At 51.3% G+C, this 17,399-nt stretch carries 13 protein-coding genes and 1 pseudogene; 5 read left to right on the forward strand and 9 right to left on the reverse strand.

What is annotated here, in order from left to right:
• Window positions 1–2: 2 nt before the first annotated feature.
• The 3 genes from ribD to glyA form a co-directional block, all read right to left on the reverse strand.
• Window positions 3–1,133, reverse strand: coding sequence for a bifunctional diaminohydroxyphosphoribosylaminopyrimidine deaminase/5-amino-6-(5-phosphoribosylamino)uracil reductase RibD (ribD, locus tag BZG78_RS04050; RefSeq protein WP_077660447.1), 1,131 nt, complete (start codon window positions 1,131–1,133; stop codon window positions 3–5).
• Complete coding sequence (gene nrdR, locus BZG78_RS04055; protein ID WP_021023017.1) at window positions 1,130–1,579, reverse strand: transcriptional regulator NrdR; 450 nt, start codon at window positions 1,577–1,579, stop codon at window positions 1,130–1,132. Before nrdR ends, ribD begins: the two co-directional genes overlap by 4 nt.
• Before the next feature lie 172 nt (window positions 1,580–1,751).
• Window positions 1,752–3,002, reverse strand: a complete 1,251-nt coding sequence (glyA, locus tag BZG78_RS04060) for a serine hydroxymethyltransferase (protein WP_077460282.1) — start codon at window positions 3,000–3,002, stop codon at window positions 1,752–1,754.
• A 552-nt stretch (window positions 3,003–3,554) separates the two neighbouring features.
• Here glyA and BZG78_RS04065 point away from each other — a divergent pair.
• Complete coding sequence (locus tag BZG78_RS04065) at window positions 3,555–4,172, forward strand: YitT family protein (protein WP_077660448.1); 618 nt, start codon at window positions 3,555–3,557, stop codon at window positions 4,170–4,172.
• 123 nt (window positions 4,173–4,295) lie between these two features.
• Here BZG78_RS04065 and glnB read toward each other — a convergent pair whose 3' ends face one another.
• A complete protein-coding gene (gene glnB / locus BZG78_RS04070; protein WP_021023014.1) occupies window positions 4,296–4,634 on the reverse strand; it encodes a nitrogen regulatory protein P-II in 339 nt (112 codons plus the stop codon).
• A gap of 147 nt (window positions 4,635–4,781) precedes the next feature.
• Window positions 4,782–8,672 carry a phosphoribosylformylglycinamidine synthase gene (purL, locus tag BZG78_RS04075; RefSeq protein ID WP_077660449.1) on the reverse strand — a complete coding sequence of 1,297 codons (3,891 nt, stop codon included), beginning with the start codon at window positions 8,670–8,672 and terminating at the stop codon, window positions 4,782–4,784.
• Between the two features lie 339 nt (window positions 8,673–9,011).
• Here purL and mltF point away from each other — a divergent pair, with 339 nt between their 5' ends.
• Entirely contained in the window at window positions 9,012–10,520 is a 1,509-nt protein-coding gene (gene mltF, locus BZG78_RS04080; protein ID WP_077660450.1) for a membrane-bound lytic murein transglycosylase MltF, read from the forward strand.
• Between the two features lie 7 nt (window positions 10,521–10,527).
• On the forward strand, window positions 10,528–10,689 hold the full coding sequence (locus BZG78_RS15470; RefSeq protein WP_021023011.1) for a hypothetical protein: 162 nt from the start codon (window positions 10,528–10,530) through the stop codon (window positions 10,687–10,689).
• Here BZG78_RS15470 and tadA read toward each other — a convergent pair.
• Together tadA and BZG78_RS04090 are read right to left on the reverse strand one after the other, a co-directional pair.
• A complete protein-coding gene (gene tadA / locus BZG78_RS04085) occupies window positions 10,686–11,231 on the reverse strand; it encodes a tRNA adenosine(34) deaminase TadA (protein WP_021023010.1) in 546 nt (181 codons plus the stop codon). The two genes, BZG78_RS15470 and tadA, sit on opposite strands and share 4 nt — an antisense overlap.
• A 118-nt stretch (window positions 11,232–11,349) precedes the next feature.
• A complete protein-coding gene (locus BZG78_RS04090; protein ID WP_241833844.1) occupies window positions 11,350–12,864 on the reverse strand; it encodes an AbgT family transporter in 1,515 nt (504 codons plus the stop codon).
• A gap of 350 nt (window positions 12,865–13,214) precedes the next feature.
• On the opposite strand from BZG78_RS04090, the gene BZG78_RS04095 reads away from it, so the two are divergent.
• A complete protein-coding gene (locus BZG78_RS04095; RefSeq protein ID WP_077660452.1) occupies window positions 13,215–14,075 on the forward strand; it encodes a pirin family protein in 861 nt (286 codons plus the stop codon).
• 79 nt (window positions 14,076–14,154) lie between these two features.
• Here BZG78_RS04095 and BZG78_RS04100 read toward each other — a convergent pair whose 3' ends face one another.
• Window positions 14,155–15,153 (reverse strand): type IV toxin-antitoxin system AbiEi family antitoxin, encoded by a 999-nt coding sequence (locus tag BZG78_RS04100; RefSeq protein ID WP_077660477.1) that lies wholly within the window; start codon window positions 15,151–15,153, stop codon window positions 14,155–14,157.
• A gap of 109 nt (window positions 15,154–15,262) precedes the next feature.
• Here BZG78_RS04100 and BZG78_RS15275 point away from each other — a divergent pair.
• Window positions 15,263–15,370, forward strand: a pseudogene (locus tag BZG78_RS15275) (IS5/IS1182 family transposase); the annotation flags it as partial.
• A gap of 432 nt (window positions 15,371–15,802) precedes the next feature.
• On the opposite strand, the gene guaA reads toward BZG78_RS15275, so the two are convergent.
• Entirely contained in the window at window positions 15,803–17,380 is a 1,578-nt protein-coding gene (guaA, locus tag BZG78_RS04105; protein ID WP_021022937.1) for a glutamine-hydrolyzing GMP synthase, read from the reverse strand.
• Window positions 17,381–17,399: the final 19 nt, after the last annotated feature.

Consider the following 17,399-nt stretch of genomic DNA (forward strand, 5'->3'; position numbering starts at 1 on the left):
TATTAATACTCTTGCGTGATGACCGCATGCTCCGAGAGCATTGCGATTAGGCGAATATCGTCACCGATAGGCGTCACTTGATTAAAATGAAAACGCGGTGCGTCATCCATACGTTGCAACCCGTCTAAAGCAATCAGCGGGCGGCTATCTGCCCCCAGCAATAACGGCGCTTGATAAACAATCAGCTCATCCACTAACGACTCAGTTAATAACTGATTCGCCAGCCTCGCGCCTGCTTCTACCCAAACCTTATCAATATCATGTTGTGCCAATGCGTGAAGGATAGCGCTGAGCGAAGCGTCGGGCATGACCCATTCATGGACGTTATCCGGCCATATCTGACTACTTGGCATATCGACAATTCGGATCACCTCGCCCTCAAGCTGATAGACGGTCGCTTCAGGAGACGTTTTGTTATGTTTATCCAAGATCACGCGCGTCGGCTGGCGCAGTACTGATTGCGGGTAATGGTCGACGATCTCAGTTGCAAGCTGGCTACGACGTATATTTAGGCTGGGGTTATCGGCTAATACCGTGGCGCTGGTCGATAAAATAGCGCTCGCTTGGGCGCGAAATGTCTGCACATCGGCGCGCGCTGGCTCACCCGTGATCCATTTACTTTGACCATTTGCCAAGGCGGTGCGCCCATCAAGACTGCCCGCCAGTTTGAGCTGAACATAGGGCATCTGGGTTTGCATACGTTTAATAAAACCAGGATTCAGCGCTTTGGCCTGCTCAGCCATCACACCAACCACGACCTCAATACCGGCTTGTTGTAACCGCGCGAGACCGCGCCCTGCCACTTTAGGATTAGGGTCTTGCATCGCACAGACAACACGCGTGACCTTGGCGGCAACCAACGCATCACAACACGGCGGCGTGCGACCATAATGAGAGCAAGGCTCTAAGGTGACATAAGCCGTCGCGCCCACCGCGCGCTCCCCCGCTGCTTTTAAGGCGTGAACTTCGGCGTGTGGACCACCTGGAGCAATGTGAAACCCCTCACCCACAATGTCATCACCGTGAGCAATCACACAGCCGACATTGGGGTTAGGCGTGGTGGTAAAGCGACCTTGGGCCGCAAGCGCTAATGCGCGCGCCATCATCGTTTGATCTTGGTGGCTAGTTGTCATTTTTGTAACCGTGCAATCTCTTCACCAAATTCGCGAATATCTTCAAAGCTATGGTAAACAGAGGCAAAACGGATATAAGCCACCTTATCAAGCTCCTTCAGTGCTTCCATGACCAAGTTGCCAACCATGGCTGATCCTATTTCTCGCTCACCCGTCGCTCGCAAACGCGACTTAATGCTATTTATCGACTTTTCGATATCATCCGTACTGACAGGACGCTTCTCCAACGCACGTTGAATACCGCCCCGCAATTTATCTTCGTCAAAGGGCTCTCGATTACCGTTGGTTTTGATCACCCGTGGCATGACTAATTCCGCTGTTTCAAACGTCGTATATCGCTCAGCGCACGCCAAACACTGGCGACGACGGCGAACTTGATGGCCATCAGCCACGAGTCGAGAATCGATCACTTTGGTGTCGGTAGCACCACAGAATGGACAGTGCATGCGCGTCGTCTCCTCAATATTGTCCTGCTAGTGTAACCGATTTGCGAGGATGAAAAAGCCTCTCTAAGGAGACGGAGTACGGGTTTTGTGTCTCAACTAGACTTCGTTCTCAGATAAATATAAAAAAGGCGCCCATAGGCGCCCATCTTTTTAGATAATCTGTATTGCTTTATTAAGCATATACCGGCAAACGACGGCAGATGGCTTGGACCTTCTCTTTGGTCTCTGCAATCACTTGCTCATTGTTGATGTTATCAAGCACATCACACATCCAATGCGCGAGTTGTTCGGCGTCTTGCTCGGTAAAGCCACGACGTGTAATCGCTGGCGTCCCCACACGAATACCGGAGGTGACAAACGGACTACGTGGATCGTTCGGTACACTGTTTTTGTTTACTGTGATGTTAGCGGCACCTAACGCGGCATCGGCCTCTTTCCCAGTAATGTCTTTATCAATTAAATCCACCAACAACAGGTGGTTGTCAGTGGAATCCGATACGATTTTATAACCGCGAGCTTGGAACCCTTTCACCATCGCACGTGCGTTATCAATTACGCGCGCTTGATAGGCTTTGAACTCTGGCTCCATCGCCTCTTTAAACGCGACGGCTTTACCCGCAATTACGTGCATCAATGGGCCGCCTTGGCCGCCAGGGAACACCGCAGAGTTGAGCTTTTTATAAATGTCTTCACCGGCATTTGATAAGATCAAACCACCACGCGGACCTGCAAGGGTTTTGTGCGTCGTCGTCGTGACCACATGTGCGTAAGGCAGTGGATCGGGATAAACACCAGCGGCAATTAAGCCAGCCACGTGTGCCATATCCACCAAGAACCAAGCCCCGACTTTATCTGCAATCTCACGCATGCGTTTCCAATCAACCACTTGTGAGTATGCAGAAAACCCGCCAATGATCATTTTTGGCTTATGCTCGAGTGCAAGCTGCTCCATTTGCTCGTAATCGATTTTACCGGCTTCATCGATACCGTAAGGGATCACATGATAATGCTTGCCGGAAAAGTTAACTGGCGAACCATGGGTTAAGTGACCACCATGCGCCAAGCTCATACCCAGTACCGTATCACCTGGGTTTAGTAGCGCCATGTAGACCGCGCTATTCGCCTGTGAGCCAGAGTGCGGCTGAACATTGGCATACTCACAGCCAAAGAGTTGACAGGCACGCTCAATCGCCAAGGCTTCGGCTTTATCCACGTATTCACAGCCGCCGTAATACCGTTTACCAGGGTAGCCTTCCGCGTATTTATTGGTCAGTTGAGAGCCTTGCGCTTCCATCACGCGCGGGCTGGTATAGTTTTCTGACGCAATCAGTTCAATGTGTTCTTCTTGACGCGTACTTTCTTCTTCCATCGCCGCAAACAGCGCTGGGTCATAATCCGCGATATTCATGTCACGCTTTAGCATTGGTCTCTCCTGACTTAACATTGGCGGGCAATCACCCATAAAGCGAACGCTAGGATCCGATAGGCCACCTAGCAACAATTAGTCTCGGTGTGATGTTTTAGATCACGCCCTGGCTTAATCGCTTTCACCTGCGAATCAAAGCGATTAAGCCAAGGCAACATCAAACGTTAGGCCTACTTACGCAAACGTTTTCGTTACCGCCATGACTGCGTTTGCTATTCTACAAAAATTCCCTTCAATCAGGTAGCCTGAGGGATGATTTTTTTATTCAAAACCTGGCTATTTTGGGTTGTATCGCGGCGCAGCAGCGCGCTATCCACTGTAAATACTTTACAGCGGAGTATCATAATAATGACAATCAAGACGCAGGTTATTTACGTTGTCGACTGTTTCCCAAGCCTCATTGGCGATAGAATGCGCGCCCGCACCCGCAGGCACTCGTCGCCAGTGCCCATTAACCTTTTTTAACCGCCAGCCTATTGGGTTTTGGCGGGGCTTTTGTTGCTAACACGTTTTTGTTTTTATCACGCTAATTAAGTAGGGAGAAGCCGTGTGAGCCAGTATCAACACAGCTTTAAAGAAGACATTATTGCTATCGCCTCGGGCGCGTTTTTAGTCGCCCAGGGGGTATTTTTCTTGCAACAGGCCGGACTCTTAACCGGGGGGACCACAGGCCTGGCGTTATTAGTCAGCCAATTTACCGACCTATCGTTCGGTACTTTGTATTTTCTTTGCAATTGCCCGTTTTATGTAATGGCTTGGTTTCGTATGAGTCCGCGATTTGCATTACGCAGTTTACTTGCCGGTGGCGCCGTATCGGTGATGGCTGATCATATTGCCTACTTTTTTCAAATCACTTGGCTGGCCCCCGCCTACTGTGCGGTGATTGGTGGACTATTGATGGGCGTCGGTATGTTAATGATTTTCCGCCATAATGCCAGCTTAGGCGGTTTTAACGTACTGGTGCTCTATTGTCAGGACAAGTTTGGGATCTCGGCAGGAAAGCTACAAATGGGCATCGACTGCACCATTCTCGCGTTATCTTTCTTCCTTATCGATCTGAACCTGCTGATGTGGTCTGTGGCCGGTGCGATTGTACTCAATTTAGTGTTAGCGATGAACCACAAACCGGGACGCTATCAAGCGCATCCGGCCAATCCTGGCACGTAGACAGTATCTACACCGCGCATACGTTATCTACACCGTGAATACGCTATCTACACCGTGAATACAATAAAGCCAAGCATCACGCTTGGCTTTTTATTGCTTGCCGTATTAGTCTAACCCGTGCAATTAAATCGCTTCTTCGTCTTCTTCGCCGGTACGGATACGCACCACACGCTCAACGTCAAAGACAAAGATTTTACCATCACCAATTTTGCCGGTTTGCGCGGTCTCAATAATGGTATCGACACATTGCTCAGCAACATCGTTAGACACCACTACCTCCAATTTCACCTTGGGCAGAAAGTCCACCATGTATTCGGCACCACGATATAGTTCAGTGTGGCCTTTTTGACGACCAAAACCCTTTACCTCTGAGACGGTCATCCCTGTAATCCCGACGTCTGCCAGCGCTTCGCGTACGTCATCGAGTTTGAATGGCTTGATGATGGCTTCAATTTTTTTCATTTCGTTATCCTTCTCGTTGGCCGCAGCCGGTCCTGATGGATCAGTTGTTTAGTTGAAATTGTATCGCAGCAGGATAAAAAATCATCCATCGATTCTCGCATATCACCAAAAAGCCGCCAAAGTGTGGCGGCTTTATTGGTATGGTGCTTACCCTAGAGTGACCCGCGCGTTGCGGAACATCCGCATCCACGCGCTATCTTCCCCCCAATCATCTGGGTGCCAAGAGTTAGCGACAGTACGGAATACCCGCTCAGGGTGCGGCATCATAATGGTCACACGGCCCGACTCGGTAGTCAGCGCGGTAATGCCATTTGGTGAGCCATTCGGGTTGGCAGGATACGCTTGTGTTGGCTGGCCGTGATTATCGGTGTAACGCAGCGCCACCGTGCCTGACGCCTCAATCGCCGCCAAGTGCTCAGCATCGCGCACTTCTACCCGTCCTTCACCATGCGATACCGCAATGGGCATCCGTGACCCTGCCATCCCGGCAAAAAAGGCGGATGGGCTTGATTGCACTTCCACCATGCTAAAGCGGGCTTCAAAGCGCTCGGACTCATTGCGAACAAATCGTGGCCAGTGTGCAGCGCCTGGGATCAGTTCATGCAGGTTCGATAGCATTTGGCAGCCATTACACACGCCAAGTGCCAAGGTGTCTTCACGCGTAAAGAAGTCACTGAATTGATCGCGTGCGCGGCTGTTAAACAGAATGGATTTCGCCCAACCTTCACCAGCGCCTAACACGTCACCGTAAGAGAAACCGCCACATGCCACCAACCCTTGGAAACCGTCCAAACTGACGCGTCCTGAGAGAATGTCACTCATATGAACGTCCACGGCGTTAAATCCAGCGCGATCGAAGGCGGCTGCCATTTCCACATGCGAGTTCACGCCTTGCTCACGCAAAATAGCCATAGTCGGTTGTTGACCGGTCGCGATATATGGCGCAGCAACATCTTCGTGCACATCAAAGCTCAGGCTGGCGTGCAACCCAGGATCGGTTGCCTGTTTGGCGTCAAACTCTTGGCGTGCACAGTCCGGATTATCGCGTCGCGCTTGCATTTGATAGGTGGTTTCAGCCCAAATCTGACGCAGGTGCTGGCGACTGGCTTGATAGATAGGCGCCTCACCGTGACGCAAGATAATCTCATCGCTATCACTTAGGCCGCCAATCAGGTGACTGCATGCGGTTAATTGATGTTCATCCAACACCGCATTAACACGCTCGAGATCTTGCGCCGCCACTTGGATCACCGCGCCCAGTTCTTCGTTAAACAACACCGACAAGGCATCGTCGCCTAAACGGGCGATGTCCACGTCAATACCGGTGTGACCGGCAAAGGCCATTTCAGCCAAGGTAACGAATAGTCCGCCATCGGCTCGGTCGTGATACGCCAGCAGTTTTTGCTCTGCTACCAAGGTTTGCATCGCATTGAAAAAGCCTTTTAGGCGGGCGCTGCTGGTGACATCGGCAGGCTTATCGCCCAATTGATGATACACCTGAGCCAACGCGGTTGCGCCCAGACGCTGCGCGCCTTCACCAAGATCAATCGCAATCAGGTGGCTGTCACCTTTATCGCTACGCAATTGTGGGGTCACGGTACGACGCACATCTTCCACGCGGCCAAAGGCGGTGATGATCAGCGACATCGGTGCCGTCACCGTTTTGTTTTCACCGTCTTGCTGCCACTGGGTTTTCATCGACATCGAATCTTTACCCACCGGAATGGTCAGTGATAGCTCAGGACACAGCTCCTCACCCACCGCTTTGACCGCTTCGTACAAGCCAGCATCTTCGCCCGGGTGACCCGCCGCGGACATCCAGTTGGCAGACAGTTTAATGTTGGTCAGACTGCCAATATCGGCACAGGCGATATTGGTCAGCGCTTCACCCACTGCCATGCGAGCAGAGGCAGCAAAATCGAGCAAGGCGGCCGGGGTACGTTCGCCCATCGCCATCGCTTCGCCGTGATAACTGTCATAACTGGCTGCAGTCACCGCACAGTTCGCCACCGGCACTTGCCATGGGCCAACCATTTGGTCACGCGCGACCAGTCCGGTCACCGAGCGGTCGCCGATGGTGATCAAGAAGGTTTTTTCGGCCACTGCTGGCAAGCGTAAAACACGCTCGCAGGCTTGTGCCAGTTCAATGCCTTGGGTGTTTAGTGCGGTCCCAGTCACTTGTTGGCGTGTAACGTCACGGTGCATTTTGGGCGCTTTACCCAGCAGAATATCCATCGGCATATCGATAGGGCTATTACCGAAGTGGCTGTCTTCAAGCGACAGGTGACGCGCGTCGGTGGCATCACCAATCACCGCGTACGGGGCGCGTTCACGCTCGCACAAGGCTTCGAAAAGCGCCAGGTTTTCGGGTTTGACCGCCAAGACGTAGCGCTCTTGTGACTCGTTACACCAAATGGCGAGCGGGCTCATTCCCGGCTCATCATTCGGAATATCACGTAAGTTAAAACACCCGCCGCGGCCGCCATCATCAACCAGCTCTGGCATCGCATTTGAAAGGCCACCCGCGCCCACATCGTGGATAAAGGCAATTGGGTTATCCTCGCCAAGCTGCCAGCAGCGATCAATCACCTCTTGGCAACGGCGTTCCATTTCTGGATTCTCACGTTGTACCGAGGCAAAGTCCAAGTCTTCCGCCGACTGGCCGGATGCCATCGACGATGCTGCTCCGCCACCAAGACCGATGTTCATCGCCGGGCCACCCAACACAATCAGTTTGGCCCCGACGTCAATCTCACTTTTTTGCACATGGCCGTCGCGGATGTTGCCCATTCCGCCTGCGAGCATGATCGGCTTGTGATAGCCGCGCACTTCCTCACCGGCATGCGAGGTCACTGATTGCTCATAGGTACGGAAGTAGCCCAGCAAGTTAGGACGGCCAAATTCGTTATTAAACGCCGCACCGCCTAGCGGGCCTTCCAGCATAATATCGAGCGCAGTGGCAATGCGCTCAGGCTTGCCATAGTCTCGCTCCCACGGCTGAATAAAGCCCGGGATTTTCAGATTAGAGACGGAAAAACCGACCAACCCTGCTTTGGGTTTACCGCCGACACCGGTCGCACCCTCGTCACGAATCTCACCGCCAGAGCCGGTCGCGGCCCCTGGCCACGGTGAAATCGCGGTGGGGTGGTTGTGGGTTTCCACCTTCATCAAAATATGGGCGGGTTCATGGTGATACTGATAGCTGTGGCTCTCTGGTGTCGGGAAAAAGCGCCCAACGTTTGAGCCCGTCATTACGGCTGCGTTGTCTTTATACGCCGACAGCACGTTATCTGGGGTTTGCTCATAGGTATTTTTGATCATCTTAAACAGCGATTTAGGCTGCTTTTCACCATCAATGCTCCAGTCGGCGTTAAAGATTTTGTGGCGGCAATGCTCTGAGTTGGCTTGCGCAAACATCATCAGTTCGATGTCGTTGGGGTTACGCCCCAGCTGGGTAAAGTTCTCAACCAGATAGTCAATTTCGTCTTCTGCCAGAGCCAATCCTAAGACTTGGTTCGCCTCAGTCAAAGCGGCTCGACCACCCACGAGAATGTCCACGCTGTGCATCGGCGCAGGTTCCGCTTGTTCAAACAGCACCTCAGCGGCCTCAAGCTCACTAAATACCGTTTCCATCATCCGATCGTGCAACAACCCGATTAAGGTTGCATGTTGCTCACTGGTCAAAGGAGCAGATAACTGAATATAGTACGCGGTACCGCGCTCCAAGCGTTTCACCGCGTCCAAGCCACAGTTATGGGCAATATCGGTTGCTTTGGATGACCACGGCGACAAGGTGCCGGGACGAGGCGTAACGAGAAACAGCGTCCCTTCAGGTGCGTGCGGCGGTAAAGTGGGTCCGTAAGTCAGCAGCTTTTCGAGCTTCTCGCGACTCGCGCTATCCAAAGGGTGATGCAAATCAGCGAAATGAATAAACTCAGCATACAGTGCCGTGACCGGTAACTGATGCGCTTGGCAGCTGGCCAGTAGTTTATTGACACGAAACTCAGACAGTGCGGGGGAACCACGCAAAATATCCATGTGCGTACGTCTCTCGTTAGCGGTAAATGAAAGGGTATACCCAAATTGACGCATCCTGGCACGATAACTTGGGTATCACCACGCTCTTGACCGCAGTGGTTTGAACACGCAAAAATGCGTTTTCGCTGGCCTTTTAAGCAGACGGCGGCCATTATAGGGCAAAATCCTTAGCGACAACACACCTGACGCAACCGTTTGCGCAAAAAATTTTCCCTCTATCCGTATCCAACCTATTCACGTAGAATGTGGCGTCTATCGATCATCGCTAGCACTACCACGCTAGCCAGCAACTGCGAGCGACAGCCTTTGATACAGCGTGACTTTTCTCTGAAATCATGGATGACTAGCCTTGTCGTGCTGGTAGTTAGCCTAGTATTAACGGGGTGTGATTGGCACTTCGACGATCGCACCGTACTGGAAAAAATCCGCGACCGCGGCGTGCTAAGAGTCGGAACACTCAATAACGAACTTTCTTATTATATTGGTCCCGATGGCCCGACCGGGCTTGATTACGAACTTGCATCACGTTTTGCTGACAAGCTTGGCGTAAAGCTGGAAATGGTGCCGACCTATACGTTATCCGGCCTCTTTCCTGCATTAGAGCGCGGTGATGTCGATTTAATTGCTGCAGGACTCACCATTACCGACCAACGCTTGGCCCAATTTCGCCCCGGCCCCGCCTACTATTTTGTCAGCCAACAAGTGGTGTATAAAAAGGGACATTGGCGCCCTCGCGATGTTGGCGATTTTAACCGCGAGAACGCGGTAATGGCGGTAGTGGAAGGTTCGAGTCACGATCTCACCTTACAATCGCTTAAAAACGATCACCCCGATTTAAGCTGGAAAGTTGTGCAAGACGCCGACGACGATGAACTGCTTAAACAGGTTGCAGACGGTGATATCGATTTTACCATTGCCGACTCCGTCGATATTGCCTTAATGCAACGCACCCAACCTGATATTGCCGTCGCCATGGCTCTGAGTGAAGATGAGCCCGTCGCCTGGTTTATGAAAAAACAGGGCGACAGCAGCGCCTATGCCCTGATGGTGAATTTTTTTGGTGAGCTGAACCAAACCGGTGACTTGGCAATTTTAGAAGAAAAGTATTTTGGCCACGTGAATCAATTTGATTACGTTGATACCCGCGCATTTTTGCGCGCCATAGAAAGCAAACTCCCGCAGTGGGAGCACCTTTTCAAAAAGCATGCAAACGATTTTGATTGGCGCCTGCTTGCTGCCTTGTCGTATCAAGAATCACACTGGAATCCACGCGCCATATCTCCCACAGGGGTACGTGGGATGATGATGCTGACGTTACCGACCGCTAAATCCGTCGGCGTGCGCAACCGTCTGGATCCAGAACAAAGCATCAAAGGCGGCTCACTCTACCTGCAGCGTATGCTCGACCGGATTCCCGACAGTGTTAACCCACACGAGCGGATTTGGTTTGCTTTCGCCTCTTATAACATTGGCTTTGGTCATATGATGGATGCGCGGCGACTCACTGAAGCGCAAGGCGCCAATCCTAACTCGTGGAGTGATGTGAAACAGCGCCTTCCCTTGCTCGCTAAGCGCCAATATTACACGCAAACACGATACGGCTATGCACGTGGCTATGAAGCGCTAAGCTATGTTGAGAATATTCGCCGTTATTATCAGAGTATTCTAGGCTATGAAAAAGCACATATAGAGTCGCTGGACAGTCAGCAAGTCGAATCGCTCGGTGGGCTGCAAACCATCATTGCGCCCGAGCCATCCTCCGAGCAAGTTGCTGAACCAGCGCCGGATACTACGCCAGAGGGCTCTGAACAAAACCCAATATCGCAATCAGAAAAGCAACCGCAATGAGGATCCTATGGTGCCAAAAAAACGGCTGGTGAAACAAAGCTTTCGTAAAAACAATATTTCATCGGCCAACCGTCGCAAGCGCATGCGCCAAAATATGCACAAGAAAGTACTATGGCGCCAACGCGCGTTTGCAATTCGTGAGTTTGCCGCGTTTGATGAGGCGTTTTAAGACGCTTGGTCTGAATCAGACGACACAATAGAGGCCTCACCACGGGCTGTCTTTTTTGCAGCCTTTTTTTCAGCACGACGACGGCGGAAAAACGCTTGCAGTTGCGCACGGCACTCAGCCTCTAATACCCCACCCTCGCTTTGCACATGATGATTTACCTCTTCATAACTGAGTAGGTTCATCACCGAGCCAGCCGCGCCGGTTTTGGGATCCGGCGCGCCAAAATACACCTTTCTGACACGGCCATGCACCATCGCCGCCGCACACATCGGGCACGGTTCGAGTGTCACATAAAGATCCGCGTCTAATAGGCGATAATTACCCAGCACTTGGCCGGCTTGGCGTAAGGCCATCACTTCGGCATGGGCAGTGGCATCATGCTGGGTAATGGTTCGGTTCCACCCTGTGCCCACAACCTCACCTTGATACACCACCACGGCGCCGACAGGCACTTCACCTTCTTGCTCAGCATTGTCGGCCAGTGTGATCGCCTGGCGCATATAAACGTCGTGAATCGTATCCGACGTTTGTGGCTCGTTCATTCCAACCTCGATTTATTGGCTATGTAATTCATCGCTAGTATACGACACAAATAAGCCGGCTCGAAGGCCGGCTTGTGTCTGCAACGTCATGATAGACGATACGCGCTCTATGTGACCGTTATTGCACCAGGTACTGATAGCTTGCTTGAATACCCAGTGGCAATCCGAATGCCCAGTACGCTAGCAAGAACAAGGTCCAGCCCACCAGCATGGTCAATGAATAAGGGATCATCATTGACGCCACGGTGCCAATGCCTGTTGCTTTAACATAGCGCTGGCAATACACCACAACGAGCGGGAAGAACACCATTAATGGCGAGATAATGTTCGAAACGGAATCCCCGACACGATAGGCCGCTTGTGACAATTCAGGGGAAATACCGACAACCATCAGCATTGGCACCAAAATCGGTCCAATCAGACCCCATTTCGCTGACGCAGAACCGATTAACAGGTTCACGAGAGCGGTGAGCAAAATCATCCCCACAATCGTCATCTCACCTGGCAGGTTCATTGACTGCAATAGCTCCGCGCCATTCAGCGCTAACAAGGTACCAATATTTGATTGGGTGAATGCGGCTAAAAATTGCGCACAGAAAAATGCCATCACCATATAAGCGCCCATGGTCGCCATGGTGTCAGACATGGATTTAATCACATCTTGGCTGGTTTTAAAGGTGCCTGCGGTTTTGCCATACACAATGCCTGGAATAATAAACAGCACAAAAATGAGCGGCACGATCGATTGCATAATCGGTGCATCAAAGGCGGTGAGCTCGCCCGCCGGTGACCGAAGCGGCGAGGTTTCCGGCCATGAGGCCGCCACCAGCGCGGCAATCCCGGCCAGCATCGCCAATCCGGCACGGTTAAAGGCTTTACCTTCAATGGTGGTGAATGAGCCCAGATCAGGCGCCTCTTCGGCATCCTCATCAATCGGTGTGCGATTTAAGCGTGGCTCGACAATTTTCTCAGTCACAAACCAGCCCAGCGCCACGATTAAAATAGACGACAAGCCCGTAAAGTAGATGTTAGCGAGGGGATTAACTTGGTAGCTGTCATCCAACACGTGTGCGGCCGACTCGGTAAAGCCTGCCAGCAAAGGATCAATGCCAGACGGAATAAAGTTGGCCGAGAAGCCTCCCGACACCCCAGCAAAAGCGGCGGCAATCCCCGCTAGCGGATGACGCCCCGCCGCGTGGAAGATAATCCCGCCGAGTGGGATCACCAGTACATAGCCTGCATCCGCCGCCGTGTGTGACACGATCGCCACCAAAATCAGCATGGGTGTGAGTGCTTGCTTCGGCGTCACACTCAGCATTTTCTTCAAACCGGTGGTGATAAAGCCTGACTGATCAGCCACACCCACCCCTAACATCGCAACCAATACAATCCCAAGCGGCGCAAAACCTGTAAAAGTGTCAACCATATTGGCTAAAAAGTGGGCGAGCGCATCACCGGTGAGCAGGTTTTTGACTTGGACGGTGTCCCCGGTCAATGGGTGAACAGAATTAAACGTGATTTGTGACAAGAGAGCGGAGAGCACCCAAACCGTCACCAGGCCCCAGAAAAACAATAAGGCGGGATCTGGGATCCGGTTACCCGCACGCTCTATCATATTTAAAAACCGATCCATGCCGCGCGGTCGGCCTGTATCGGTTGCTGGATTAATATGTTGACTCACTGGGAACTCCATTATTTTCGATGTTGTGTTTTGGCTTACCTGATCCAGCAGGCTTTAATGACAATAAAATGACAAATTATCGTCAGTAAAGCAAAAATCAGCATAGTTAGCCATAAGTAAGCCAGTTAACCCAATGTTAAATTCCTTTAAAGTTAGAAAAGCAGCACAAAAAACGGATGCTTACAGACAGCAATGAAACATTTAGAAACAAAAACCCCGCTAGCGAGGAATAGGAGTGTTGATCCTTAGCACTCTGCAGCAGCGACGATATAATGGAGGGACATCAATGGTAGGAGAGCACCATGAAATCCATTTCGCGTATTACTAAAGCCCCTGCAGCACACTGGGTAGGCAATGGTTTCCCAGCCCGTTCGCTATTTTCCTATCACCATCAAGCGGCGGAGATGAGCCCCTTTTTACTGCTGGACTATGCCGGTCCAATGCACTTTCCTGCCGATGGCGTGAAGCGAGGGGTGGGTGAACACCCCCATCGCGGCTTTGAAACCGTGACCATTGTGTATCAAGGCGAAGTAGAGCATCGTGACTCCACTGGTAAAGGCGGCGTGATTGGCCCCGGGGATGTACAGTGGATGACCGCAGGTAGCGGCATTATGCACGAGGAGTTTCATTCCAGTGCGTTCAGCCACACTGGCGGCGAGCTGCAAATGGTGCAACTGTGGGTTAACCTCCCCAAAAAAGACAAAATGACCGACCCGAGCTATCAAGGCATTCGCAAAGCCGATATTCCCGACGTTCCCCTGGCCGATAAGGCGGGCACATTACGGCTCATTGCCGGTGAGTTTGAGGGTCAGCAGGGGCCGGCCAAAACCTTCAGCCCTATGCAGGTTTGGGATATACGGCTAAACGCTGACGGGAAAACGCAGCTTACGCTTCCCCAAGACTGGACCACCGCGGTGGTAGTACTGGAGGGCAATGTCAGTATCAACGGCTCCGACCCAATTGGCGACGCCGATATGGCACTGCTTAGCCGCCAAGGCCGCGAGGTCGCATTGCACGCCTCACAAAATAGCGTGATTTTGCTACTCAGTGGCGAGCCCATCACCGATCCCATCGTCGGTCATGGCCCCTTTGTGATGAATACCAAGCAAGAGATTTTGCAAGCGTTCAACGATCTGCAAGCAGGCAAGTTCGGACAGTTATAGGGACTAAGCCAAGACGCTGTCATCCGCGAATACAAAAATGGCACGCTGGGTTGTGCGGATGATCAGTGTCAGTACAGGCTCAAACCCAGGTTTCAGGGAGTGTTTTAAGCTGTAGATATTGCTCATTGATGCGTTCGGCAACCTCCTTGTTTCGGCTATCTCTGCTTGCAAGTAGCTCAGCAACAGCCAACAATGCCTTGGCATTGATATTGATATCCAGCGCCTTTCCCCAGAATGCAGGCACCAACCAGAGCCTGCCCGAAGCGTCTGGCTTTGCTTTGATCAGCGCAAGCTTTTTTTGCAATGGCTCTAAAGTAAAGAGCTGTAACTCATAAGGCTGTAAATAGCGTGTCAGTTCATCGGCAGCGACTTCTCCCCCCCAGCAATCCTTGGATGTTAAAGGGATGTCTCGCCAATCATCCGGCGCAACTAATTTTAGCCCTCCGAGCTTTGGCCTAAGCACGGTACGATAGTGTTCAATCCAGATCTGATAAAGGGCCTCTTTATCCAAAATGCGACGAGTACGACCAAGACTAACAAGCTTCTCGGCTTCTAAGTATTTAAACCCCTTACTCACCATACCTAATGAGATATTCGCCATCTCGGCTATGGTTCGAAACGGCAGATGCAACACATCTTCCTGAACCAACAAAGCAAACAACAGCTTCATAAAACCTAACCCCGGCTTTGCCGGCTGTGGAATTGCGAGGTGGTTTTCAGTGAGATTTTTGCCCTCAATCCATAAATTCAGCCCGTCATAGCTCACGCGAGCATTACCGGCCTCATCAATAAAATTGATCGCGTTCTCGGTACAAAAATCGGCGAGATGAGTCGTCAGTCTGTTACACACCAACAGATTGTCTGAGCGAGCAGCGCCTAGCAATGCTGATAGGCTCTCTTTACGATGGATACGCTTTATTTCAGTGCTAAACAAATAGCGTTGGCCGTGCACTGTCAGAGTCACCTCAGCATCGGTGTAATGCTCACCATCCGGCTTAGGATCGAAAGAGTACTCCCCTTGAATATGCGAAGGCAGATTATCCAAAGCTAGCATTAGTAGTGTTGCGTGTTCGTTCACACATAAATACCGTTCATGATTCATGAACAAATAATAGTCGTGAACGATAAATTCCGCAAGATGAGCGGCGAGCTAGAATTAAATAGGCACCGGTTAGCGTAACGCGCGACTGACACTACGTGATTACAATGCACAAGTTAGCGAAGCACTAGCCAACGTAAAAACGATGAACAAAGTCATAAGACTTGGTATGCCTGTTAGCTACCGAATTTATTGATGGGAGCAATCCCATTGGGATCAGTACGTTAGGTGAGTAATTTGATCAACAAAGCCATTTTGTTGAACTCATTTACAATATTTCAATAGGTGTTGATCTAGCTCAGATAACACCTATTGAGATAGGTTCTTAAATTATTAACAGTTTCTCTTTTGGATGTGTGCCTTCATGTGCTTGTTGTTAGCGTCTCTAGGGTGGCCTGAATTCAGATAATAAGTGCAACACTCTGATCATGTACTTGTAGGCAAGCCGGCTAGCCTGTTTTGGAATATACCCATTTTACCGGCAATGGCTCTGATCTTCGGACTGTTTTTCGGTTTTTGCAGCAATGACGTCAATAGTTGATGGGTAGCGATCATAAAAAATGCCAGTCAGAAAAACTGACTGGCATTGTTGTTAGTTGGCAAGGCTTAATTCGCTATATCGCGAGTCTTACTCCCACTCAATCGTCGCTGGGGGTTTGCCGGAGACGTCGTAAACTACGCGGGAGATGCCGTCGACTTCGTTGATGATGCGGTTCGACACTTTGCCGAGGAAATCGTATGGCAGGTGTGCCCAGTGCGCGGTCATAAAGTCGATGGTTTCGACGGCACGCAAGGCAATGATCCAATCGTATTTACGGCCATCGCCCATCACACCTACCGAGCGAACCGGCAGAAACACCGCGAAGGCTTGCGAGACTTTCTCGTAGAGGTCAGCATTGCGCAGCTCTTCGATAAAAATCGCGTCAGCGCGACGAAGCAGATCGCAATATTCTTTTTGAATCTCACCCAGCACACGCACACCTAAGCCTGGCCCTGGGAAGGGGTGGCGGAACAGCATGTGATATGGCAAGCCAAGTTCAAGGCCGATTTTACGCACTTCGTCTTTGAACAGCTCTTTGAGTGGCTCAACCAGACCCATTTCCATCTCTTCCGGCAAGCCACCGACGTTATGGTGTGATTTAATCACATGCGCTTTACCGGTTTTCGAAGCCGCCGATTCGATCACGTCTGGGTAGATGGTGCCTTGCGCCAGCCATTTAGCATTGTCCATTTTACTCGCTTGCTCGTCGAACACTTCGACAAACACCCGGCCAATGATTTTACGCTTCGCTTCGGGATCGGCTTCACCTTTCAAGGCATTAAGGAAGCGGTCTTCCGCATTGACATGAATAATGTTCAACCCAAAGTGATCGCCGAACATTTCCAGCACTTGCTCACCTTCGTTAAGGCGCAGCAGGCCGTTATCAACGAACACACACGTGAGCTTATCGCCAATCGCACGGTGAACCAGCATAGCCACTACAGAAGAATCGACGCCGCCAGACAAGCCAAGGATCACCTCGTCATCCCCCACTTGCTCACGAATACGCTCAATCGCATCGTCAATAATGGTTGCCGGTGTCCACAAACGCTCGCATTGGCAGATTTGCATCACAAACTGCTCAAGCATCCGTTTGCCTTGGCGCGTGTGCGTCACTTCTGGGTGAAACTGAACACCATAAAAACGTTTATCTTCGTTGGCCATGGCTGCAAACGGACAGGTATCTGTTTCAGCGATTTTGACAAAATCTTCCGGAATCGCGACCACTTTATCGCCGTGGCTCATCCACACATCTAAAAGTGGGTGACCATCATCGGCAATAGCATCTTCAATGCCATCAAACAGTGCGCTCTGGCCAACGCGTTTTACTTGCGCGTAGCCAAACTCGCGATGCTCAGAGCCCGCAACCTTGCCACCAAGCTGCTCAGCCATGGTCTGCATGCCATAGCATACGCCCAACACAGGCACGCCTGCGTCAAAGACATATTGCGGTGCACGTGGCGAGTTGGCTTCTGCCACGCTCTCTGGGCCACCGGATAGGATGATGCCGTTGGGAGCAAAGTCACGAATGTCTTGCTCATCGACATCCCAGCTCCAAAGCTCACAATACACACCAATTTCACGGACACGGCGCGCAATCAACTGGGTGTACTGGGAGCCAAAATCAAGGATCAAAATACGTTGAGCATGAATGTTCTGGGTCATTATCTGGCTTTCTCAATTA

This window comes from Salinivibrio sp. MA351, from assembly GCF_001996065.1.
GTDB classification, from domain to species: Bacteria; Pseudomonadota; Gammaproteobacteria; order Enterobacterales; family Vibrionaceae; genus Salinivibrio; species Salinivibrio costicola.